The organism is Candidatus Tiamatella incendiivivens (assembly GCA_015522635.1).
Classification (GTDB): Archaea; Thermoproteota; Thermoprotei_A; order Sulfolobales; family Acidilobaceae; genus Tiamatella; species Tiamatella incendiivivens.
In genome coordinates this window covers 11,694-32,848 of record WALW01000014.1, presented here as the reverse complement: position 1 = coordinate 32,848, position 21,155 = coordinate 11,694, and the positions used below count along the sequence as shown (strand labels likewise).

The window sequence follows — 21,155 nt, the reverse complement described above, 5'->3', positions numbered from 1 at the left end:
ATTCAGACATAAGATTTAAAGGTGATATGAAATTTAAAATTGGAAAACTTCTGATAACAGGACATAGTATAAAAGAAACTACAACTAATATTTGGGATAATTTAACACGAAGGATTGCTGTTCTTTTAGAAAGAAAAAAAGCCATATTATACTATGCTCATCCAATGATATTCTACGGTTTACACAAGGAGAGGGAGATAAAAGATTGCTAGAATTATTGAAGCCCTACATAGATGATGATAACTTAGATAAAAAAACTGTATTTTATGCTATTTACGATTTGTTTGAGGGCTCTGGAGATGCGGAAGCATATGAAGTCGCAAAATCTATTATTCAAGATGCTGATTACTCCAAAAGAAGAAAATTAGAGGATTATGTCAATAAAATTAAGTTTAGAATTTAATTCTATACTTAGAAGTCATCATCTATGAAATACACTACCTCATTACTAATCCAAACGATTAAAAAATACATAACATTGAAATAATGCATACATATTCTGGGCCTTCCTAGTCCCTACTTTTACACTATGATCAGTATTTGTGAAAAAAACTTAACTTTTGTTTAACTTAATGTCGTTTATTTTATGCTTTTCGCTCATAAAGTGCTAATTTTACAAAATGTTAACTAAATACTAAAAAATAGTTGCATTGTGTTAAAAATTAAGAGAAAAAAATAGGTTTTCTCTTACCTCTCTCTGTGTAGGCCCCTCTATTGTCGCTTCGCCCTACTTCGGCAGGAGGTGATCCAGCCGCAGGTTCCCCTACGGCTACCTTGTTACGACTTCTCCCTCCTTATCGCCCCCGGATTCGACGCACCCCTCATGAGGTACGCCTCATCCAGAGACGACTTGGATGGAGCGACGGGCGGTGTGTGCAAGGAGTAGGGACGTGTTCACCGCGCGATGTTGACACGCGGTTACTGGGGATTCCACGTTCACGAGGGCGAGTTGCAGCCCTCGATCCCAACTGCGGCTAGGTTTATGGGATTACCTTCCCCTTTCGGAGTCGGGACCCATTGTCCTAGCCATTGTAGCCCGCGTGTGGCCCGGGGGTTATTGGGGCATACTGACCTGCCGTGGCCCGCACCTTCCTCCGTCTCATCGACGGCAGTCCCCCTAGTGATGCCCTATCCTCCGAAGAGGTTAGCTGGCAACTAGGGGTACGGGTCTCGTTCGTTGCCGCACTTAAGCGGACAACTCACGTCACGAACTGGCGACGGCCATGCACCACCTCTCAGCTAGTCTGGCAAGGTCTTCAGCCTGGCCCTCATACAGCTGTCTCCCCCGGTAAGTTTCCCGGCGTTGAGTCCAATTAAACCGCAGGCTCCACCCCTTGTGGTACTCCCCCGCCAATTCCTTTAAGTTTCAGCCTTGCGGCCGTACTCCCCAGGCGGCGGGCTTAACGGCTTCCCTGCGGCACTGGGCGGGCTCTACCGCCCGCCCAACACCTAGCCCGCATCGTTTACAGCCGGGACTACCCGGGTATCTAATCCGGTTTGCTCCCCCGGCCTTCGCCCCTCACCGTCGGGCGCGTTCCAGCCGAGCGCCTTCGCCACTGGTGGTCCTCCCGGGATTATAGGATTTCGCCCCTACCCCGGGAGTACCCTCGGCCTCTCCCGCCCCCTAGCCCGGCAGTATCTCCGCCACTCCCCGGGTTGAGCCCGGGGCTTTAGGCAGAGACTTACCGGGCCGGCTACGGGCGCTTTAGGCCCAGTAAACATCCCGACCACTCGCGGGGCTGGTATTACCGCGGCGGCTGACACCAGTCTTGCCCCCCGCTTATTCCCCCGCCTTCCTACAGCGGGGAAAAGCCACCACGTGGGTGGCACTCGGGGTGACCCCGTCACGGTTGCCCGCATTGCGGAGGTTTCGCGCCTGGTGCACCCCGTAGGGCCTGGGCCCTTGTCTCAGTGCCCATCTGGGGGCTCCCGCTCTCACGGCCCCTACCCGTTATCGGCTTGGCGGGCCGTTACCCCGCCAACTACCTGATGGGCCGTAGCCCCATCCTCGGGCGACGACACCGGCGATAACCCCCAGTGTCCCCTTTGGGCGGGGAACCATTCCAGGCCTCCTCGCCTATCGGGGATTAGCCCCAGTTTCCCGGGGTTATCCCCGTCCCGAGGGTAGGTTAGCCACGTGTTACTCAGCCGTCCGCCACTCCCCGTAGCGACGGGTCGTGCGACTCCCATGGCTTAGCCCCACCCCGATAGCAGTCGGGTCCGGCAGGATCAACCGGAGTGACGGCCGCATGCCGCCCTGGAGGATGGCGGATCCCTTTTCGTGGCGCGGCGCTCCATGCTGTGGGAGGGAGCACCACGTAAGCGACCCCTGTCGGCCCCAAACTTCCTCGGATAGCTTCCGAGGGTGTTTAGGACCCCATTTCCAAGTGTCACTCTTTCTGTGTGCTAGATTTTACGCAAGCTTATAGTTATCTTATGCGGGGTATATATAGGTTTTCTCACGTGGTTAGTTCTGTAAGATTTATACGGTTCGTAAAGTCTGGGAGGTTGTTCCCGCGGCTGGAGGCTGTAGGGCTCATCCCTTTATATACCCGGGGCTCAGCCCCGTGTTGTCCTCGCGCCGCCGCCGGGTAGCCGCGGGTGTGTATAAGAGTTTTTCATAGAGAGGCTATTAATTATTGGTTTACAAAGAATTCGAAGAGGTTATGGATAGTATAAGTAAAGAAGCATTGCTTTATTGAGTTGCTTCCTTTATTACTATCCTAGTAGGTAAGGGTAGTTTGTCTCCCCCCCTTCTAAGAGCTTCCTTTAAATGAGGAAGGTCTTGCCTCCTACCCTTTGCTTCTAGAACTACATGGCCGGGGAATACTCTGGCGGCTGTACCAATGGGTTTTCCAAAGGCTTGCCTCATCCCATCCTGAAGTCTGTCAGCACCTGCAAATGCCATCATTTTGTTTTCTCTTAGAACCTGATGTGGATATGTTCTTATCCTGAAGTAGAAGTTATTCGACCCGACCTTTATGGTAAGGTATTTGTTAACAGCCATTCTAGCAGCCTCAAGAGCATTATGCCTTACCTGACCTGACTCCAGTACTACTAATTGAACTAATATATCGGCGTCAATACGTGGGTTACCCATTTCGAACTTTGTTATCTTAGGCTGAGGAACACCGTGAATATATTCCTTCCTAGTATAGGCTGGTGTCGTGAAGTGTGTATAACACTTAGCTGGTCTGAGCGGCATATTCATGCACCTCTCTCCAATCAACTATACTACATATTGAAGCATTAATGTGCATTATTAAAGATTCCTTTTTAAACAGCTTGCTGACCAGTTATAATAGATACCCACAAATCTCCATGTTTCACCTTTCTATAATCGATTATCTCAAACCCGTTATTTACAAGCAACCTCTTCATATACCTGCCTTCCGGTGTTATGAATGAAACCCTACCCCCAGGAGATAATATGAATGGCAGTTTTGACACTAGTTTCTTGTAGAGAACCTTTACCGAACGTGCACTCCCCAACCTAATACCATAAGGAGGATTAGAGACTATTACATCCACAGGCTCCTCAAGTTTACTATCTAGATCCAATGCGTTGCTAACTGTGAATTTTATCCTATCTTTCACACGCGCTAGAAAAGCATTCGCTTTGGCACTCCTAATATGCTTGGCATTCACATCATTACATATTATGCGAGATGCTTCAAAAATATGCGTTGCTTCCAGAGCTACTGTTCCAGAGCCACACATAGGATCTAGAATAATGTCTCCATCTACAGCTTGTGCTAATCGTAACATCACCGCTGCTAAAGTGGATTTAAGTGCAGCAGGATGGTCAAAAACCCTATATCGTCTTATATGCCTGGAATAGTCCCCTGTGAGTGAAAGCGAAATGTATAACTCGTTTTCTATGAGATCCGCACGCACTAGAATGGATGGTGAATTAAGTCTAACTATAGGAATTACTCCCCCATTTTTAATGGAATCATATATTATCCCACCAACAACTTTTGATATATCCATCGATGTGAAGTCATGGCTACCTTCCCTGACCGATTTTACGGCGAAAGAAGAGGAACCCGGTATATACCTCCATATAAATGATTCCTCAGCGGATTTTTTAATCCAATCTAAATTGGGTTCCTCGGACTCATCCCATAGGAGAAGGATACCAGCATAATGTATAGTCCTCATCTCATAGATTTTTTCAGCTAGTAATTCATAGTCCTCTATTGGCGTTTCTACAACTATTCTACCGTACATTTTCCTGTTTTCCAGAGGCGTAGCTCCCAGTAATTCAGCTGCTTCAAGTGATACTACATCCTCTGTTCCAGGGTTACATGTAAAAAGAAGCCTCACTAGGAACACCTCTCTAAACGCCCTTTCAACCTGGACATCAGGGTGAGAAGTAAGCCTATTTCCACGTCATCAAGAAACCGAGGATCAGCTAATTTCATAGCAAGAAGCTTAGAATTCTTTACTCTATATTCATCTCTGAAAACTTGAGAGGATAAATGCTCAAATACGGTAATCAACCTGTTTCTCTGTTCTATGAATTTATTTCCACTTAAGCCTTCATGCAAGGGTTTCCTAGTTATGTTACGGTATATCTCGTACATAGTTATTGCAACAGAGTTAGCTAAATTCAGTGTCGGATAACTAGGACAAGTTTCTATGGTGAATCTGTAATCGCATCGTGCTAACTCTCCACGTGTCAACCCAGTACTCTCTCTCCCAAAAACGAAAGCGACTTTGCTGGGAATAAGTTTTTCAACTATCTGAATAACAGAGTTTAACTCTATTGTTTTCCTCAGAAAATCGCCTCCCCTCTTTATGGCAGTAGAACAAAATGAAACATCAACACCATCCAAAGCCCTCTCCAGACTGTCAACTATAACAGACCTCTTAAGGATATCCGCAGCCCTGACAGAATATCGAACAGCTTCATTGCCTATATCAGCTTGAGGCGAAACTAGGTAAAGCTCATTGATGCAGAAATTCCCAGCTATCCTAGCAATCATTCCAAGGTTGATTTCACCCTCAGTTCCGATGAGAACAATTCTAATCATCAAGAGCATGTTCACCCATAACAACTAGTATTTCCTCAAAGAAAACCTTACGCTTCCTTATAATCTTTGGTTTACAGTTGAATTGTTCCATGCACTCAAATACACCATCTAAAGGGGAGAGATTTGATAGGACCATAAAAACAACTCTCCCTCTTTTGCATAATGAGGCACAGAAACCTTCTAGGCATTGCCGTTTGCAACTCCAGCCCCTAATGAGCAGTTCGTTGCATTCATCTTTAACTTCGTCCTCCACAGGAAGGTAAGGAGGATTGGAAATCGCTAAATCAAAGGTCCATTCATCACTAACACAGGAATCTCTATCACATACAACTATAGAACTTTTCTTCAAGGCTCTCTCATGCATAGACAGAGACGATTTAGTCGCTTCAATAGCGAACCGGTTAACATCTGTTCCCACAAAAAGCCTGGGATCCCACAGACTGAAAATCAAACTAGAAATATAGCCTGATCCTACCCCAAGTTCGATGACACTATTCGGTTGCAAACCATTATGAAAAGCATTAACTAGAGAATCGGCCAAAAGAAAACTATCTTCCTCTGGTTCATAAACACAAGGGTGTATCGCATAGTTAACTCTAAATCCCTTATGGAGGGTATTTCTTACCCGTAAACCTCTAGTAACCTCTCTATATCCCAAGGTGTCATCTCCCTAATCCTTATCCCGGATAACCACTCAAGCTCCATAACGGGTAAACCTGTACATTTTGAAACCTGTTTATAAGCAATCTTATTCCTACCTGAAAATAAGCAAGCGGTAACCTCCTCTAGCTTCCCATGCAACTTGTTGTCCCATGATTTTTTCCTTCGAAGACAAATCAGTTCACCAGAAACTTCAGGTTTAGGGTAGAAGAAACTTGGGGGATAGAAACGTTTCACTGAAGCATCAAAGAATAATTGCCCAATTATAGATAATCTTCCATAATCCCTATCACCAGGCTGTGCCAATAATCTATCTCCAACCTCTTTCTGGACAAGTAGTGAGGCTCCATGAATAGAATTACTTGACGCGAGTTTGGCAATTATCTTGCCTGACAAATGATATGGAGTGTTGGAGACGAACTGGTGGAAAAGTCCAGTTGAAATGAAATCCAATCCATCCCCGTTTATTACGCTACCTTTAACATTTTCAACAACATTGTAAACAATCCTAGCTAGCTTAGGATCTATTTCAACTGAAAGTGTAGAGCCGCAAACGGCATTCAGATAATAGGAAAGCGACCCCAATCCTGCCCCCAGCTCTAGTATCCTTGAACACGAGAATGATAGTAGGCAATCTAGAATGTCAATAATTATTTGGGGTTTAACGACAAAGTTCTGACCGAACCTATCACTAGGCCTAATACTATAGGCATTCAAAATAGTTTTTGTCCAGCGAAGTAAACCAGGATAAGATAAAGGAGGGGCGCTTGCAATAGAATATATCATTACTCTTCTTCCCGAGCCAGACGGTCTAAGTAGCCTAGATAGATTCTTTGCCTACTAGATTCACTGGGCTGTGGAAGCGGAGGTTTTATAAAAATATAATACCTATCTTCTCCTCCGAGCTCAGCAATGATTTTATCAGCTATCATTTCAATGGGATCACTTCTTAATACACTTGAAAGTTCTTCAAAGCTCTTGAATTTACCACGCTTTTTTCTCTCATTAAGGAATTCTCTAAGTGTTCTTTGACCTATGCCTTTCAGGAGTTCTAACGTATGGAGCCGTAAGCTTATGGGTTCCGCGGTATTATAAAACTCGATAAAGATTTTTTCTCTCATTTTTATGATTTTCTTTAACGCTTCTTTCAAATTATCCTTTGCCACAGTTGTTAGATCATCATATTTCAATGGAATTCTATGAGTATCTATAACTCTAGGTGAAAAACCGAAGGCCTCTATGTACTTAGAAAGCACAGTGGGATCGCTGAATACTTTAACAGAAGAAAACCTTCCAATTTCCTTAGCTATACTTTCTGCTACAGCATTATCAATAGGCTCCTTAGAAAAGCAGGCTACGCTATTTTTAAGTATTTCAATACAGTAAAGCCTGTAGCTACCTGCCCTAAATTGAAATGATAATGAAATCTTTTCCATGAACTCAGGTTCTCCTATGAGAGGGATCCCGTCCACTAAAGTAAATTTCCTTACTCCTACACCAACCGCTATAGGAACTCCGCTCCTATGCTCTGGGTGTACATCAAAGGGATTACCCCGTGGCATATAGTCAAGGACAACAGCCTCCCTTTCAACTCTGGCGGGATGAAAGGCTTGCTCCTTATGCCATCTGCCTGGTGGTTGACGGGAAGCATATCTTCTAGGAGGCTTTCTTCCAGGTCTATACATAAGTGTTCACCATATAACTCTTCTCGTTACTAATAAACCATACCTAAAATATAGACTAGATGCCTTAAATACATGGTGTAACTAGACGTAGAGTATGACTAGCAGGAATACTTTACTATTTCAAGTACCTCTCTTGCAATTTCAGGTGTTAGGTCGAATTCCTTGTCTATTTGCATTACAGAGAAAACTTCGTCAATTGTTGACGGGCATACATCCACGAGGATAACAGAAACCTCAGGCTTTAATCCTAGGTTCAAAAGCTTCTCAACCGACTTTCTAACTCTGTTCTTATCTCTATCGCCACCAAAATCTTTTAGGTAATCTAAAGATTTACTCTGGATCTCAGTAAGCATAGGCTCCTGCTCACTCCGCTTAACCATAACATCATAAGCTTCAGAAAGCGAGAGGGCTTTCGATTTAATAATGTTTTTTGACACCAAATTAAACCCACCCATTAAGCTGTTTTAGATATGATAAAGGTTCATGGTAATTAAAGCTTGGATAGTACGTAAAAATTATTCTTTTGCCGGTATCAAGTGCTCCGGCCTGATTATTAACAGTTTCCTTTTATTACCCAGGGAAACATTTACTAAATATGATTTTCCTCTTTTCCCAACAATGACTGCGGTCTTTCCGTGATATCTTCTATGGGGCATTCCCTTATGTATGGCTGGGTTAATGATTATATGTACCTTGTCTCCCACCTGATACTCGTGGAGCAGTAAGCTAATAGGGGGAACTCCTCCCTTTTCTCTAGTATGCTTCTTCAAAAGCTTCCTAGTCTTATGCCTGAATCCTCTAGGTGCTCTGACCATTTAGACACACCCCAAGCGAAAAAGATGTTTATTCGCCATATAAAGTTTACAGGTGCCCTGGAACTTCAAAGTCAACACCTATAACATCCAAGTCAACGCAATGAACTGATGCGTCCAATACGTCAGCGAAACTAGGCTTTGTCCTTCCTTCATCTCCGCTAATTAACTCTTTAACATAAAGGCCGCCTTCCGCTAGTATGAAACTATAGAAGGCATACTCTGATATAGGAAGATTCTTGACCTTGTATACTTTTTTATTTCTTACAAGATCGCTCCTTCTATGAAGTACTCTAATGGGAGTTTGCTGGCTAATAACACGTTCACGGAACTCGGACTCTATCCTACTCAAATCGCTTGAAAGTATAGGTGATTCAGATACAACAAGTGCCTTATATAATTTTCTCATGCTAGCTAATTCATTCTTATATAATCGCACATCAAGCCTGCTAGCTAATCCTTTGATTTTAAAATGAACGAACCCCTTACCCCCCTCATTCAAAACTGTTTCAACTTCATCGATATTGATCCTCCTTTTTCTAGGACGTTTAACTTCTATAATGAGAGGTCTGCCAGTTCCCAACATTCTTGCATCTGCATCTTCTCTTCCCGCGGCATGTATGATAGTTTTCTCACATTTCATATTCTTTTTGAGGTTCCAAGTTGCCTGTTCAACAGAGAAATCATACTTTAATCCCCACCTGGTAGGCCAATAAGACTGGCTAATTTTTCTACCAGTCTTCCAATAGTATCCTCTGAAGAATACGGGGTTAACCTGTATCGTTGCAACCGGCTTCCATAGTTCAATCATAATAACTCCTTCTGGATTATCAAAATCTACAGTCAACCCATATTCCTGTAGTTTCTTCCCTACTTCTCTTTTAACTTCGTTTTTAATGCTCTCAGAATACGCTAAATTATACTCGGTTTTAATAGATTCCTCTGATCTAACAGTTTCGAAAGGGGCACGTCCACCTACGAGGAACTTTTCTATGTCCCATTCCTTTAATTTGTTATATGCTATAATTGAGGCTTTAGTTATAGTTTCATCTAGTCTATCTTCGCATATGGAACACTTTCTAACACGTAACTCTTCGTTAAACAATTTTTCATATAGACCTCTAGCAGGTTCTCCTATGTTAGGAGCTGTTTCGCGGAATATTTTAACTGCTTCCTGGTCACCTGTGATTATTCTATTGTGGAGATACATAACAATTAGTATTTTCAGTGCTTTTCCCCTATCTTTATTATTTAAACCTATACCTAGTCTAGCAAACATTCTTCCAAGGCATCTATCGCAAAGAGGGTACTTTCTCAGAATATTCAAAGCTAAATGAATGAGGTCTTCATAAGCAGTAAACGCCATTTTCTATTCCCTCAATCAGTTTTCTCAAGTTGCATTGCTGTAAACATCTCTGGATATTCCTGTAAAGTAAACATCTTGTACATACGGGAGTTATTGATACATATGAGTTATAAACGGCCCATATATCATTACACTCTTCTAGACCGTCGTCATAGAACCCTGTTAACCCTCTTGATAGACTATAAACATTGCCTTTCTCTTTAAACTCAACGGTATTGTATACTTTACTTGATAGTCTAGTAATAGCGAAACCTCTATGTTTTTTCCAAGGTAGGTTCACATTAAGAGGCATGCATTCAATGGAATCTTCGTCTAGTATAAAGGACCAGAAAGCCTCTATTACTGTTTTAACAGATTGTTTGTCATGGTCATTGAACAGTTTGTTTGCATGGTTATTTCCAGCTAAATATTTAGAGATAGCCATAGAAGGATACCCTTGAAGTGCTCCCTCTAGAGCAGCACCAAATGTACCAGATGTATGAATGTCTTCTATACCTAAGTTAGCGCCATGATTTATACCTGACACTATGAAACTAGGTTTGATGCCTAAATTTCTGAGCGAGAATAATACGGCAGTTGATGGTGACGCATCAACAATTATGCCTTCAACTCCATTGATCTCTTTCCTAACAGCCCTGAAACTCCACGTTATGGATTTGCCTGCTCCGCTGTAAGGTTCGGATGTTGAAGCGAAAACGACATTGAACCCTAAGTCGCGGATTACATCTATTAGAAGCCAAAAACCGCTAGCATTAACCCCGTCATCATTTGCTACCAGTACAGTTTCAGCCAATGCTATCACACTATATTGGACATATAGCCTTGAAACCCCTAATAATATAAACAGGTGGGGTATCTTGTTAGAAATCTATGAGAAATGGCCTAAACAGGTGGGTGAGTCCTTTAAATTAGAACTACCTAAACATGGCCCAGGTAACTATACGAAAGTCGTTATAGTTGGAGTGGGGGGTTCTGGTATTGTCGGAGATTTCTTAAACCGCCTCAGCTATGAATTTCAGGCGAAAGTTCCTATGGTAGCTGTGAAGGATATAGATATGCCTAAAAAACTTGTTGACAAGTCGGCATTGGTAATAGCTGTCAGCTATTCTGGTAACACTCTAGAGACTCTGACGGCTGTTAAAGAAGCAATTAACGCTAAAGCTACTGTCAAGGGGGTAACGAGTGGTGGAAAGCTTAAAGAGCTGCTAGGAAGGGAGAATACCATCAAAGTACCAGGAGGTTTTCCTCCTAGGGCTTCATTCCCATATTTATTCATTTCTGCTGTGAGAATACTTGTTAGTGAGGGAGTGCTTGACGTTAAAGAAACTACATTGAATAAAGCATCTTTCCACTTGGACTCGGTGAAAAGTAGAATTGTTAATGAAGCATCAGAACTTGCAGATAAGCTGGTGGAAAACCAGCCTAAAATCCCGGTTTTGATTACCTGTAGAAAATACTATCCAGTTGTATTGCGGGGTAGACAGGAGTTAGCTGAAAACGCTAAACTAGTCTCAATAGCAGAAGAAGTTCCAGACGCCGGTCATAACATCTTAGTAGGTTATGCAAGAAGCAGGGTTGATTGGCTGGTTTTAGGGGCCTTTTCCGGTGAAAAGAGATGTGATACTGTGCTGGAATCCTTTCTGGAGGTTCAGGGCATTATGAATAAAAAGATTATACTTGAAGGTAGTAATATTATTGAAAAAATGTTGGATGGTGCATGGTTATTCGGCTTTACTAGTGTATTCGTTGCATTGAAGAAAGAATTGAATCCAAACGATATATCCGATATAAAGGCCTATAGAAAAGTGTTAGAGGAAAAGTTTAAGCAATAGGTTTGCAAACGTATATTAGTATATCACGCATTGAAATAATTCCAACAACCTCTCCGTCATCATCAACTACAGGTAAATGCCGGATTCCTAGGCTTTTCATTCTTTCATAGGCATCCTTAATACTTTCATTGACCTTAACGACAACAGGTTCTGATCTCATTACTTCCTTAATCAAAGGATCCCTCTTAACAATACCCGTAGCGATAAAATAGAGAAAGTCACTCTTAGTTAATATTCCCACAGGATAGTTTTTATTGTCTACAACAACTATGCTACCTACATTACTTTGATACATTTTCCGGGCAGCATCTATCAACCTGTCAGAGGGCTTAATAGCGACAGGTGGAGAGCTCATTATCTTTACAACGCTCTCCTTCCAGTCCATAGATATACACCACACAAACCAACGGCACGCGGCTCCGCTCCAGAGGACATGGAACCGGGCGGGAAACCAAGGCCCTTCTCCCCCCGTAGACCCATGAACGCCGACGTCCGGGCACAGGTTGCTCCCTTCCGGGCCTGGCCAGGTTCACCCGGTAAAGACGGTGGCCATAGCCCTCCAGCTACGACCCCGCCTCCGCCGGCCCCATAGGGCGGGGTTCCTCGTAGGCCATAGCTCCCGGTACCCCCGGGTTCCTGCCCCCTAGAGGGGTTACTGGCCCCGCATTACGCCCGTTTCGGAATGAGGGAGGGCGAGCCCCTCAGCCCTACCCGCGTGCCACTGAAAAAATAGTGTATTAAACTAATTATAGTTTATAGAATGGGGGGTTAAACTATATGGTGCCCGCCTTTAACTAAGTCAGCCATTGTTATAAGACCAGGCTGTTGATCGAGTACTCTAGAAGCTATGTTAACTATGACAGCTGCTGTTCCGAGATCACCGTGTGTTCCGGTGCTTCTCCAAGTCGTTTCCGGTTCACCAATTAGTTTAATCTCTTCATAGTTTTTGAAGCCTATTCCTGCCCTCATTTCTATTCTTAAAACTTCTTTATTTTCTATAAAGCCCTTACCAAAACCAATCACTCCAATAACCCTCCCCTCATCCACTTCCATTCCATTGACGCTTACTTTCTCAGTAGCCACAATAGGTTCTTGGCCCTCTTTAATTCTATCAATATCTAAACCTGCTATTTGGGAGAGAAGTAAAACGGACTCGGCGAAACCTACGTGGCCTGTTAACTCACCACTAGCCAAAGCTTTCTTATATTGTTCTGGATCCATATTAACCCCTATTTTCTTTTGGAAGGAGGTTCTTCTCTTAGATGCATCAAGGGATCTGACCGCTACTATCTTCTCCAGAATAGCCATACTTGTACTCATGAATGCTGGGAGGGAATCTAGTAAAAATCCAGGGTTTATACCCGTACCTAAAACAGTTACACCTCTAGTCTTAGCGTATTCATCTAGAAGGCTTGAGAGCTCAGGATACCTATAATAGGGATAGGATAACGTTTCACAGGTAGATACTATATCTGCTCCACTATCTATCGCGTGAACAAGCTGTTTATAGATGTCGTGAAACCATGTTCCTGTAGCATGGAAAACGATATCAGGTTTCACTTCATATAAAACCTTAGGATCTCCTGAAACTCGAACATCCATCTTTTCACCTATACTAATGATCTCACCCATATCTCTACCAATCTTATTTGGATCAATATCTATCGCCGCAATAGGCTCATAGCCTCTAGCTATAGCAACTTTGGATATAAGACCCCCTATAGGACCTAAACCATATATAGCGAATCTCATGAACATGCTCCTCCTGGTTCAGGTTATTCGACCGAATGGATGAGTAGGCAAATCTATCTTATATAAACATGGTAGGGATGGGAGAATCCTTAAAAACGCTTACTGTTGCCAAAACAAAAATGGAAGCCGCGGTCGCCTAGCCTGGTATGGCGCCGGCCTGCTAAGCCGGTGGGGGGTCTCCCGCGCGGGTTCAAATCCCGCCCGCGGCGCCATTTCGGGTTCAAAGCTACCCTCACCATTTATTCGATAGCATTGGTGTCAATCATGCTCGAAGCAATGATAGTAGGAGCTGGTGGATCAGCACCTCCCCCCGGATACGGAGGTCCTAGTCTCTTTCTATCAACTGATAATAACAATGTTGTAATTGATTGTGGAGAAAATTGTTTATCCACCCTCACTCTTCATGGAGTAGATCCTTGCGAAATAAACTATGTATACATAACACATGTTCATATTGATCATTGGGCTGGGCTACCATCTCTAGGTGTAAAACTTATTGAAAAAAAATGTCCATACTTGAAGGTTTTCACGCATCAAGACGCTTATAGCGAATTGAGCTCATATCTATCTATATTTATGCCTTCTACGCTAAACCTGGAATTAGAGAAGATATCTTCAGGTGAGAAATTATTTGCAGGGCGTTATTGGGGGTGTATATTTAAGGTCTACCACAAGGTACCCACGTATGGCGTTGTTTTCCACGATGAGAATGACAAACCACTTCTTGTATATACTTCAGACACTGGATATAGAGAAGACCTAGTTGAATCGATACCTAAGAAACCACAGGTTTTATTTATAGAAGTTACTTTACCATCAAACTTTGAAGAAGTAGCTGAAACTACAGGCCATTTAACAGTAACACAGGCGATAAAAATTGCATCACTATTAAACCCGTCGCTTATTGTTCCGATACACTTGTCGGAGTCCAGCCTTAAGGAACTGTTAACAAAGAAACTGAAAAACATGATTATACCTAAAGATGGCTTGACAATAAGCCTCTAAGAACCAATCTTTTCTTGTATTAGTCTAATATCTTCTACACTAAGGTTCCATCCTAATGAACCAAGAATCTCTATTAAATGATTATGGTTCTCAGTTTTAATTATGGCTATTACTTTTGGATGGGATACTACGTAGTTTAAAGCTACCTGGATAGGTGTCTTGTCATATTGAGAAGCAATCCGTTTTAAGAGATCATCTTTTGCTACTCTACCCCTTTCTATAGGCGTGTACGCTTGTATAGTTATTCCTTCCTTAACACAGAAGTCACCTAGCCCACGTTCAACAAGGTATCTATGATAAACACTGTAGTGTACTTGATTTACTACAATATCAGCCTTCTTGGTAGAAGCTACGGCTTCCCGAAGTTCGTCTATATCGAAATTACTCACCCCTATGTATCGGGATAAACCTTCCTCTACTACCGCCTCAAAATTCCTAGCTTGAACTTCAATAGGTAAACTCGGGTTAAGCCAGTGTATAAGAAACAGGTCGACAGTATCTAATCCAAGCCTTCTTAAGCTTGCTTTGGAAGCCTTTATCACCTGGTCTCTACTTACTAAATGACTAGGAAGCATCTTTGTGGTTATAAACACATTTTCCTTACCGACTTCTCTTACCACTCTCCCAGCAAATTCTTCTGCCCGACCAGAGTCATACATTTCAGCAGTGTCGATATTATCAATTCCACTATTCAACGCTTCCACAAATACTTCAAAAGCTCTCTTGTAATCTCTAATACTCCAAGTACCTAAACCTACAGAAGAGACATACTCGCCAGTTCTACCAATTTCTTGTTTAGAAGGTGCATCCATATACATATCAGCCCGCCATAACCCAACAATTGTCTATGAAACCTCAAGAAGATTATTAACAAACAAAACATTCATAATATTATCTTTTCGTGTGACATCATAACTTTGTTTGCCCATCATTATCGCTGGAATACCCATAATCCTAGCTTGTTCTCCGTCAGTAGAAAGCTTGTCTCCGATAAAAACAGAGTTCCATAGGCTTCCAACGAGATCGATAAGAATATCTCTTAGAATATCACTAGGCTTACCAGTTATTGCCCAAGCCTTCAAACCACCAGAGATTTCTATCATACTTGCAATACCCCCTGCACCTAGCTTGGGGGCAGTGGAAGACGGCAATAATTCACCTCTATTCGTGGCAATGAGCCTAGCATTATTTCTGACAGCTCTGATCCCTGCTGAGACTTGTTCATAGCTAACATTTCTATTCAAACCGACAACGACATATCATGCATACTGCCATTCACTCATAGTTAGAATATCATGTTCTTGTAAAGAGAGCTCTTCTATCAATCCTGCCTCTCCTATAGGGAGAATTGGAATGCCTTCTCATCCTATTTTCCTTATATACATAGCTACACTGTAAGAGTTTGTTATCATATTCGAGGGAACGATTTCCAATCCTATATAACACAGTAGGTAACTGTAGGTTCTTCTACTCCTCGTTGAATTGTTGGTGACTACAAACACATTCAGTCCACGTTTAAGTGCATTCCTTAGTGACTTGACATTCTCTTCTAAAGGTTTTCCTTCTAGCTAGATGACTCCATCCAAGTCGACAAAAATGTTCTTAAAGTCATGCAATTCCAAGCATCCATACACCCTTATGAAATAAATTCTATGGTGCCGCGGCCGGGATTTGAACCCGGGTCACGGGCTCGAAAGGCCCGCATACTTGGCCGGGCTATACTACCGCGGCATCCTGCAATGTCATATAACCTATCAGACTGGTTAATAAAAATCGTTCTACTCTGATTTCCCAAGTGTCTCTTTCAATTTGCTAACATTATACTCATGGATGCTTCTCCGTCTCGTATCAACAGGTAATCCCATTTTACGGGCTTTTTTAACTGATAAGCTAGCCTCATTTAGTTCTCCTATACTAAACCCCTTACCGACCCGCCATCCTTTATCCATGCTTCCCTGTTTAATCAGAACAGGTATCTTCACCCAGGCTTTCAACACCTTTAACACCCCCCTCGGGTTCCTCTTAATTTATACTCATGGTCTTGGTATATTCTTTAAAGTTTACTTGATATATAGGATTGTATATACCCGCCTTCCCGAGTAATTCACAGAGCTTACATAAGGTTCTACCTTCATTGGTTGGTTCTCCGCAGAGCCTGCATAAAGGAAGATTTATTGTTTTTAGAAGATTTTTCTTAATCATTTTACTTGTCACATCATCCAAGGTTTCTACTATGTCTTGAGTAACACCAGGATATTCCGCTTCAAGCTTGTAGAGTACTTCCCTGATTTTAGCTCTAAATGTCGGAGTTTGGTTAATGAACATACATTCTGTGTCTTGGAACTTAAATCCATCGATCGCTGCGTATAGTGCAGCTTCATACTCATAAACATATCGGAGTGGTTTTACTTTGTTAACAAATTTGGGATTAGAGCAGGTCGTCTTCGGATTTTGCCTGATTAAACCAATTATATCCCCCCTAAAAATATTAGTCAACATTGTTTGTGCAGTATCATCCAGGTTGTGGGCCGTCACCGTTTTATCGGCACCTAGAATTCTGCCATAATAGTTTAGTATTCTACGTCTCAATACCCCACAAAAAGTGCAAGGAGAGACGTTTAAGTTATTTTTCCACGAATGCTTTACAATTTCATATAATGTCTCTCCTACATATTCTCTGATGCTAGTTATTATAACATCGACTCCTCTATCCCGGGCAAGAGCCTTCATATATCTGATATCTCCTGGTTTATTATATCCAGGGATTCCCTCGATTATTGATACGCCAATAATCTTCCCTGGATCATGTATTTGTGCTAGAACATCTAACAATACATAACTGTCTTTGCCACCAGATAAACCTAAGACTAGTTTATCGTGGGGGGTGAACATGTTAAATTTTGACACAGTATTCTGAACCCGTTTCCTTATATCTTCTTTGAAACACTTCTTTGAAATAGCCCTTCTCTTATGTACCTGATATATCTCCGGATCGCCTGGGCATATCTTATTATACATAGATCAATCCCAGTCCCTGCACATGAGGTCTTTAACTCTTTTTAGTATTCTTAAAGACATTCCCCAGACTGCCAACCCTTCTTTCAGGACTATTCCTTCGATGGCTATTTTCCTAAGAGGATGAACCCATGGTTCTAAACGGAAACTACAGACTTTATTCCAGGGAACGATTAGGATTTTATCTATTTCATTACTGCATACATGTTTTGTCGCCCCGGGAAGCATCTCGGCTAATACAGGATACACGATAATATCAGGAACGTTTAAAGGCCGCTCTAGAGGTAATATACTTCTTATCTTCAAGTTATCACTACTCATACAAACTTCTTCTTCAGCTTCTCTTAATGCTCCTTCAATTATAGTCTCACCCGGCTTTAGCCTCCCACCGGGAAATGCAAGATCACAGCTCCAGGGATAGCCGTCCTTGCATGTTTTATGTACCATTAGAACACCTTTGTTATCATATGCAACCAGAACAGCCGCTTTCAACGCCTTCACCATTTATTTTTACTTCAATCGGTGTGGGGCCTCACATGCGGGCCTTATCATCATCCCATAGACAGGTCCGTAGGGCAATTGCCCCGGGTTCCCATGTCAACGGCCCGGATATGGAATAATTTTCTTTGCAGTCTTTAGTTTTTATCATGGAGTTAGTCATGTTTTACAGGAATACTTAAATCCCTTCCTGTAAAACATATTCTCATATGCCTTGGCTGAGTTGGTTGGGCCCGTAGCTCAGCCAGGGAGAGCGGCGGACCCCGTCCGCCCCTTCTTAACTAACATCTCTCTTCTAGAATCATAGTTAATGCACTATATAAGCCAGCTGATGTTAATGCTCTACGGTGTCTGTAAAGTTGTTCAGGGTGTACACCAAATTTCAAGGCTATCTTATAAGGAGGAATATTTTTAGCTATAGAGTAAAACAGAAGTATAAGACTCCTAAGAGATCTAGGGTTCTCGATTCTCTTTTTCAAAATAGGTAAATTGCACACGCTAAGTAGAATGCGCCTATTTTTCTCGCATTTTATCCATTCTAGAATTTCTAGGGGTAAAGTGATGTTGATAACTTGGTTTTTCACTCTCCTACTATCTCTAACAAAGGATAATCCTTCACTGTTAACTACTATTTCTTTTATCCTCAACTATCATTTCCCCCATACTACTGTAACGAGTGTTCTAAAGTTTCTAGAACTCCTGGAAATGATGTCCTACCAATTTCAATATAGTCAAAGGACGCCCCTTTATTAGTGATTATAGCTAATCTCTTTTTCCTATAATCAACCTTCTCTACAAGTCCTACCTCTCTAACTTCACCTTTATTGTAAAGTGCTGCAATAAGCCCTTGTTCCCAGTTTTTTCTTAGAACTTCGATATCTTTGTCCTGTAGTTTGTATGAGAATTTATCCTCTAAAACAGCGATAATTTTACCATTCCAGTTTTCCGCGTAGATAACAGTTGGTACTCCAAATCGAGATATATCGGTTTTGGATCCGTGGAAAATGGGTAGACCTGCTATCATGGACTTCTGGCAATCTATTATAATTCTACAAGGATCCCTAAAGGCTCTCAAGACGAGCCGGGCACGATGAACTCTTCTTTCACTAGAGGTTTTGTTTGTTATGATACTCTTCGGTATATTGTATTCGGTTATGTCATTGAAATGATAATAAAGATACTTCTTAAATTCCTCATCCAAGCCCGTGTATACTATTAGTGGATCATCAAAGAGTTCGGCTATCATCATTTTGCTATATATAGCCTTGTAACTGTTTATCCATCCATCTGTATCGACAATGAAAAAATTTCTATCCGAACGCAGTCTACCGACTAAATGTGTGATACACCATAGATATTTCTCAGTATTAAAGGCAGGCGAGATTGCTCCTGTAAAACAGTTAATTGTATTGTTAACCTGTATGCCTGGATATACAGGTAAGATTGTCGCTGAGATGAAAGTAGGCATGAATATTTCGTTTTGCCCTACGTCTGTAGTTATATAACAAGGTCTCACTTCTAGATGATCGGCTGCTGAGAAAATGGTATTGAATACTAGAGTTGAAATTGTACTTTTAAAGGAGTCCGGTGGTCCTATGAATACTACTCCATCATGACTGCTTTCTTTTAGTATGGATATTATTTTATCCCGAATACTGTATATGAGACCTCCCCAATCATCCTCTACGACCATGGCTTCCCTAGGGGAAGCCATGTACGTGCATTTACTTCCCTTGACTCTAAAAAGATAGGTTCTTCCCGTAGGGATTACAAAATCACACTCCCCACTACATGTTATTCCCATTATATCTATGTTACATCCTGTAAGTCTAAGCTTTCCTGGGCCCCTTATTTTGTAAAAGCCTTTTTCTAGAATGCTCAAATCCCTGCAACCCTCCAGGAAACTATATAAACCATCAAGATACCTAAAAAGAAACCACTGGAAGCCGTGGTAGTATAGCCTGGCTTAGTATGCGGGCCTGTCAAGCCCGTGACCCGGGTTCAAATCCCGGCCACGGCGCCAGCTCCCTTTCGTATTTCTAGTAAATAGAAAATAAGAATTCTTACTTAGAAATGAATGGATTTGCGACCGGCAACGCTTCTACTTCTATCCATTAACTGACTTCCATATATAGTGTATTTAGTTCCTGACAGTGCATAAGCTATTACAGCTCCTATTGCACTTGCAGGTATCATCCAATTACTTCCCATCATATCACTCGTCATAACTATAGCGGTTAGTGGAACTTTGGCTGTAGCTGCAATCATAGCAGACATTCCCACAACAATAAAGTATGTAGGCCCTGCTAGATGCATCCCCAAAGATTGCATTATTTCCCCTAAAAGTAATCCGACAGAAGATCCTATTACAATCATTGGAGAGAACACTCCACCGCTATTTCCCATCCCTACACCCATACTTGTGGTTAATATTTTTCCTATTGCTATGAGGAATAGGGTTGTTAATGGGATGCTTCCCATCTTTGATGCTACCTCGACAGCTAGATAACCTCTGGAAACGAGTCCAAGAGCAGAGAGTGGATCTATTTTAGTTATAATAAAAGCAGTTACTCCTGCTAGTATCCCGCCGACAAGAATTCTTTGATATAGATTTGGTAAATATTGTGGTGTACCTTCTTCAAACCAATAAAATATTTTGACGAACGCTATGCTGAAAGGTACTATAAATATTCCTATGAGAATGGCGAAGAGAATGTCCCATGCACCTATAGGTATTTTTCCTAGAGGTAGAAGAGGCTTAAAACCATAATATGTGCTATAAACAGTGTAACTGGTTATTGATGTTACTATAGCGGGAACGAAAGCGCTTGTTTCATAGTCTTTTCTATAGAGTACTTCTATGGCGAATACGGATCCTCCTAGTGGAGCCCTAAATACTGCTCCTATGGCTCCTCCTATACCTACAATGGCGAACATTCTCCTCAGATATTTATCGGCTTTAATACGTTGAGCAACCAAATAGCCCATTCCTGCACCAGATTGAACGAGGGGCCCTTCAGTACCGGCACTACCTCCCATTCCTACAAAAATACCCGAGGTAAATAGTTTTACGGCGGGAACTCTAGCTCTAACTGCACCCCAGTAGTGGTGTATTGCTTTTACTGTTACGTCTGTACCATGTCCAGCGGTTTCTGGTGCAACTCTATAGACTATATATCCAGAAAATGCTGAACCTATTAGATACGCTATTAAAAGCTTTGTGGGATTGAAATTATGTTTAACGAAATTTACAGCATATAAAGCATTTATCGGTTTACCGGGCTCGAATGGAAGGATACCTATCCAAGGTAAGATTATTGCCTCGATATAATGGAGAAATAAGCTAAATATAATCGTTACGAGCCCTGTTAGTATGCCGGTTATAAATGCCATTAGAATTATCCATCCCATTCCCATGACTAGCATATTCCTAGTAATTCTGGATCTAAGCATTTGACCGCACCATTACTGCCTTTCATGCCGATCTCTTA

At 42.0% G+C, this 21,155-nt stretch carries 24 protein-coding genes, 3 tRNA genes, 1 rRNA gene and 1 other RNA gene; 6 read left to right on the top strand and 23 right to left on the bottom strand.

Features of this window, described 5'->3' with window-relative positions; translation table 11 throughout:
- Both F7B60_03105 and F7B60_03100 read left to right on the top strand, forming a co-directional pair.
- Nucleotides 1-212 (top strand): hypothetical protein (locus F7B60_03105; GenBank protein MCE4614501.1); only part of this gene is annotated, 212 nt, incomplete at its 5' end.
- A complete protein-coding gene (locus F7B60_03100; protein ID MCE4614500.1) occupies nucleotides 206-403 on the top strand; it encodes a hypothetical protein in 198 nt (65 codons plus the stop codon). The genes F7B60_03105 and F7B60_03100, both read left to right, overlap by 7 nt.
- Nucleotides 404-737: 334 nt before the next feature.
- Here F7B60_03100 and F7B60_03095 read toward each other — a convergent pair.
- From F7B60_03095 to F7B60_03045, 11 genes are all read right to left on the bottom strand, one after another.
- Nucleotides 738-2,240 (bottom strand): 16S ribosomal RNA (locus F7B60_03095).
- A gap of 455 nt (nucleotides 2,241-2,695) precedes the next feature.
- Nucleotides 2,696-3,205, bottom strand: a complete 510-nt coding sequence (locus F7B60_03090; GenBank protein MCE4614499.1) for a 50S ribosomal protein L16 — start codon at nucleotides 3,203-3,205, stop codon at nucleotides 2,696-2,698.
- A gap of 71 nt (nucleotides 3,206-3,276) precedes the next feature.
- Complete coding sequence (locus F7B60_03085; protein ID MCE4614498.1) at nucleotides 3,277-4,329, bottom strand: THUMP domain-containing protein; 1,053 nt, start codon at nucleotides 4,327-4,329, stop codon at nucleotides 3,277-3,279.
- Nucleotides 4,329-5,039 (bottom strand): RNA methyltransferase, encoded by a 711-nt coding sequence (locus F7B60_03080; protein ID MCE4614497.1) that lies wholly within the window; start codon nucleotides 5,037-5,039, stop codon nucleotides 4,329-4,331. Before F7B60_03080 ends, F7B60_03085 begins: the two co-directional genes overlap by 1 nt.
- Nucleotides 5,032-5,697: a methyltransferase gene (locus F7B60_03075; GenBank protein MCE4614496.1), complete on the bottom strand. Its 666-nt coding sequence runs from the start codon at nucleotides 5,695-5,697 to the stop codon at nucleotides 5,032-5,034. Before F7B60_03075 ends, F7B60_03080 begins: the two co-directional genes overlap by 8 nt.
- Nucleotides 5,661-6,485: a ribosomal RNA small subunit methyltransferase A gene (locus tag F7B60_03070; protein ID MCE4614495.1), complete on the bottom strand. Its 825-nt coding sequence runs from the start codon at nucleotides 6,483-6,485 to the stop codon at nucleotides 5,661-5,663. The genes F7B60_03075 and F7B60_03070 overlap by 37 nt, the downstream gene beginning before the upstream one ends.
- A complete protein-coding gene (locus tag F7B60_03065) occupies nucleotides 6,485-7,384 on the bottom strand; it encodes a DUF655 domain-containing protein (GenBank protein MCE4614494.1) in 900 nt (299 codons plus the stop codon). Before F7B60_03065 ends, F7B60_03070 begins: the two co-directional genes overlap by 1 nt.
- A 98-nt stretch (nucleotides 7,385-7,482) precedes the next feature.
- Complete coding sequence (locus tag F7B60_03060) at nucleotides 7,483-7,821, bottom strand: hypothetical protein (GenBank protein ID MCE4614493.1); 339 nt, start codon at nucleotides 7,819-7,821, stop codon at nucleotides 7,483-7,485.
- A 78-nt stretch (nucleotides 7,822-7,899) separates the two neighbouring features.
- Nucleotides 7,900-8,199 carry a 50S ribosomal protein L21e gene (locus F7B60_03055; GenBank protein ID MCE4614492.1) on the bottom strand — a complete coding sequence of 100 codons (300 nt, stop codon included), beginning with the start codon at nucleotides 8,197-8,199 and terminating at the stop codon, nucleotides 7,900-7,902.
- A gap of 46 nt (nucleotides 8,200-8,245) precedes the next feature.
- The gene (locus F7B60_03050; protein ID MCE4614491.1) at nucleotides 8,246-9,562 is read right to left on the bottom strand and encodes a tRNA pseudouridine(54/55) synthase Pus10; all 1,317 of its coding nucleotides are present in this window, start codon (nucleotides 9,560-9,562) and stop codon (nucleotides 8,246-8,248) included.
- Complete coding sequence (locus F7B60_03045) at nucleotides 9,543-10,355, bottom strand: hypothetical protein (protein MCE4614490.1); 813 nt, start codon at nucleotides 10,353-10,355, stop codon at nucleotides 9,543-9,545. The genes F7B60_03050 and F7B60_03045 overlap by 20 nt, the downstream gene beginning before the upstream one ends.
- A gap of 64 nt (nucleotides 10,356-10,419) precedes the next feature.
- Between F7B60_03045 and F7B60_03040 the strand changes: the two genes are divergently transcribed.
- Nucleotides 10,420-11,394, top strand: coding sequence for an SIS domain-containing protein (locus F7B60_03040; GenBank protein MCE4614489.1), 975 nt, complete (start codon nucleotides 10,420-10,422; stop codon nucleotides 11,392-11,394).
- Here F7B60_03040 and F7B60_03035 read toward each other — a convergent pair.
- The 3 genes from F7B60_03035 to F7B60_03025 form a co-directional block, all read right to left on the bottom strand.
- Entirely contained in the window at nucleotides 11,384-11,779 is a 396-nt protein-coding gene (locus F7B60_03035; GenBank protein ID MCE4614488.1) for a CBS domain-containing protein, read from the bottom strand. The genes F7B60_03040 and F7B60_03035 overlap by 11 nt on opposite strands.
- Nucleotides 11,780-11,804: 25 nt before the next feature.
- An RNA gene (gene ffs, locus F7B60_03030) (signal recognition particle sRNA) lies at nucleotides 11,805-12,112 on the bottom strand.
- A 50-nt stretch (nucleotides 12,113-12,162) separates the two neighbouring features.
- Nucleotides 12,163-13,146, bottom strand: coding sequence for a dihydrodipicolinate reductase (locus tag F7B60_03025; protein MCE4614487.1), 984 nt, complete (start codon nucleotides 13,144-13,146; stop codon nucleotides 12,163-12,165).
- Between the two features lie 125 nt (nucleotides 13,147-13,271).
- Here F7B60_03025 and F7B60_03020 point away from each other — a divergent pair.
- Both F7B60_03020 and F7B60_03015 read left to right on the top strand, forming a co-directional pair.
- Nucleotides 13,272-13,358, top strand: a tRNA-Ser gene (locus F7B60_03020).
- A gap of 52 nt (nucleotides 13,359-13,410) precedes the next feature.
- Nucleotides 13,411-14,151 carry an MBL fold metallo-hydrolase gene (locus F7B60_03015; GenBank protein ID MCE4614486.1) on the top strand — a complete coding sequence of 247 codons (741 nt, stop codon included), beginning with the start codon at nucleotides 13,411-13,413 and terminating at the stop codon, nucleotides 14,149-14,151.
- Here the strand turns inward: F7B60_03015 and F7B60_03010 are convergent.
- The 8 genes from F7B60_03010 to F7B60_02975 all read right to left on the bottom strand — a co-directional run bounded on the left by F7B60_03010 (nucleotide 14,148) and on the right by F7B60_02975 (nucleotide 19,546).
- Nucleotides 14,148-14,969: an aldo/keto reductase gene (locus tag F7B60_03010; GenBank protein MCE4614485.1), complete on the bottom strand. Its 822-nt coding sequence runs from the start codon at nucleotides 14,967-14,969 to the stop codon at nucleotides 14,148-14,150. The genes F7B60_03015 and F7B60_03010 overlap by 4 nt on opposite strands.
- A 27-nt stretch (nucleotides 14,970-14,996) precedes the next feature.
- Nucleotides 14,997-15,395, bottom strand: coding sequence for a hypothetical protein (locus F7B60_03005; protein MCE4614484.1), 399 nt, complete (start codon nucleotides 15,393-15,395; stop codon nucleotides 14,997-14,999).
- Nucleotides 15,396-15,804: 409 nt separating this feature from the next.
- Nucleotides 15,805-15,882 (bottom strand) — tRNA-Glu (locus tag F7B60_03000).
- Between the two features lie 47 nt (nucleotides 15,883-15,929).
- Entirely contained in the window at nucleotides 15,930-16,148 is a 219-nt protein-coding gene (locus F7B60_02995; GenBank protein ID MCE4614483.1) for a ribosomal protein L13e, read from the bottom strand.
- Nucleotides 16,149-16,173: 25 nt separating this feature from the next.
- On the bottom strand, nucleotides 16,174-17,169 hold the full coding sequence (locus tag F7B60_02990) for a TIGR00269 family protein (protein ID MCE4614482.1): 996 nt from the start codon (nucleotides 17,167-17,169) through the stop codon (nucleotides 16,174-16,176).
- A 3-nt stretch (nucleotides 17,170-17,172) separates the two neighbouring features.
- A complete protein-coding gene (locus tag F7B60_02985; protein ID MCE4614481.1) occupies nucleotides 17,173-17,658 on the bottom strand; it encodes an NUDIX domain-containing protein in 486 nt (161 codons plus the stop codon).
- Nucleotides 17,659-17,945: 287 nt separating this feature from the next.
- Entirely contained in the window at nucleotides 17,946-18,311 is a 366-nt protein-coding gene (locus F7B60_02980) for a hypothetical protein (protein MCE4614480.1), read from the bottom strand.
- Between the two features lie 17 nt (nucleotides 18,312-18,328).
- Entirely contained in the window at nucleotides 18,329-19,546 is a 1,218-nt protein-coding gene (locus F7B60_02975) for a hypothetical protein (protein ID MCE4614479.1), read from the bottom strand.
- A 63-nt stretch (nucleotides 19,547-19,609) separates the two neighbouring features.
- Here F7B60_02975 and F7B60_02970 point away from each other — a divergent pair.
- Nucleotides 19,610-19,687 (top strand) — tRNA-Asp (locus F7B60_02970).
- 44 nt (nucleotides 19,688-19,731) lie between these two features.
- On the opposite strand, the gene F7B60_02965 is transcribed toward F7B60_02970, so the two are convergent.
- Nucleotides 19,732-21,117, bottom strand: a complete 1,386-nt coding sequence (locus tag F7B60_02965) for a chloride channel protein (protein MCE4614478.1) — start codon at nucleotides 21,115-21,117, stop codon at nucleotides 19,732-19,734.
- Nucleotides 21,118-21,155 lie beyond the last annotated feature (38 nt).

Coding starts and splice junctions, on each gene's coding strand:
- F7B60_03090 (MCE4614499.1), bottom strand. CDS start 3,205: ATGCCGCTCAGACCAGCTAAGTGTTATACACACTTCACGACACCAGCC.
- F7B60_03080 (MCE4614497.1), bottom strand. CDS start 5,039: ATGATTAGAATTGTTCTCATCGGAACTGAGGGTGAAATCAACCTTGGA.
- F7B60_03070 (MCE4614495.1), bottom strand. CDS start 6,485: ATGATATATTCTATTGCAAGCGCCCCTCCTTTATCTTATCCTGGTTTA.
- F7B60_03065 (MCE4614494.1), bottom strand. CDS start 7,384: ATGTATAGACCTGGAAGAAAGCCTCCTAGAAGATATGCTTCCCGTCAA.
- F7B60_03055 (MCE4614492.1), bottom strand. CDS start 8,199: ATGGTCAGAGCACCTAGAGGATTCAGGCATAAGACTAGGAAGCTTTTG.
- F7B60_03050 (MCE4614491.1), bottom strand. CDS start 9,562: ATGGCGTTTACTGCTTATGAAGACCTCATTCATTTAGCTTTGAATATT.
- F7B60_03035 (MCE4614488.1), bottom strand. CDS start 11,779: ATGGACTGGAAGGAGAGCGTTGTAAAGATAATGAGCTCTCCACCTGTC.
- F7B60_03025 (MCE4614487.1), bottom strand. CDS start 13,146: ATGAGATTCGCTATATATGGTTTAGGTCCTATAGGGGGTCTTATATCC.
- F7B60_03015 (MCE4614486.1), top strand. CDS start 13,411: ATGCTCGAAGCAATGATAGTAGGAGCTGGTGGATCAGCACCTCCCCCC.
- F7B60_03010 (MCE4614485.1), bottom strand. CDS start 14,969: ATGTATATGGATGCACCTTCTAAACAAGAAATTGGTAGAACTGGCGAG.
- F7B60_02990 (MCE4614482.1), bottom strand. CDS start 17,169: ATGTATAATAAGATATGCCCAGGCGATCCGGAGATATATCAGGTACAT.
- F7B60_02965 (MCE4614478.1), bottom strand. CDS start 21,117: ATGCTTAGATCCAGAATTACTAGGAATATGCTAGTCATGGGAATGGGA.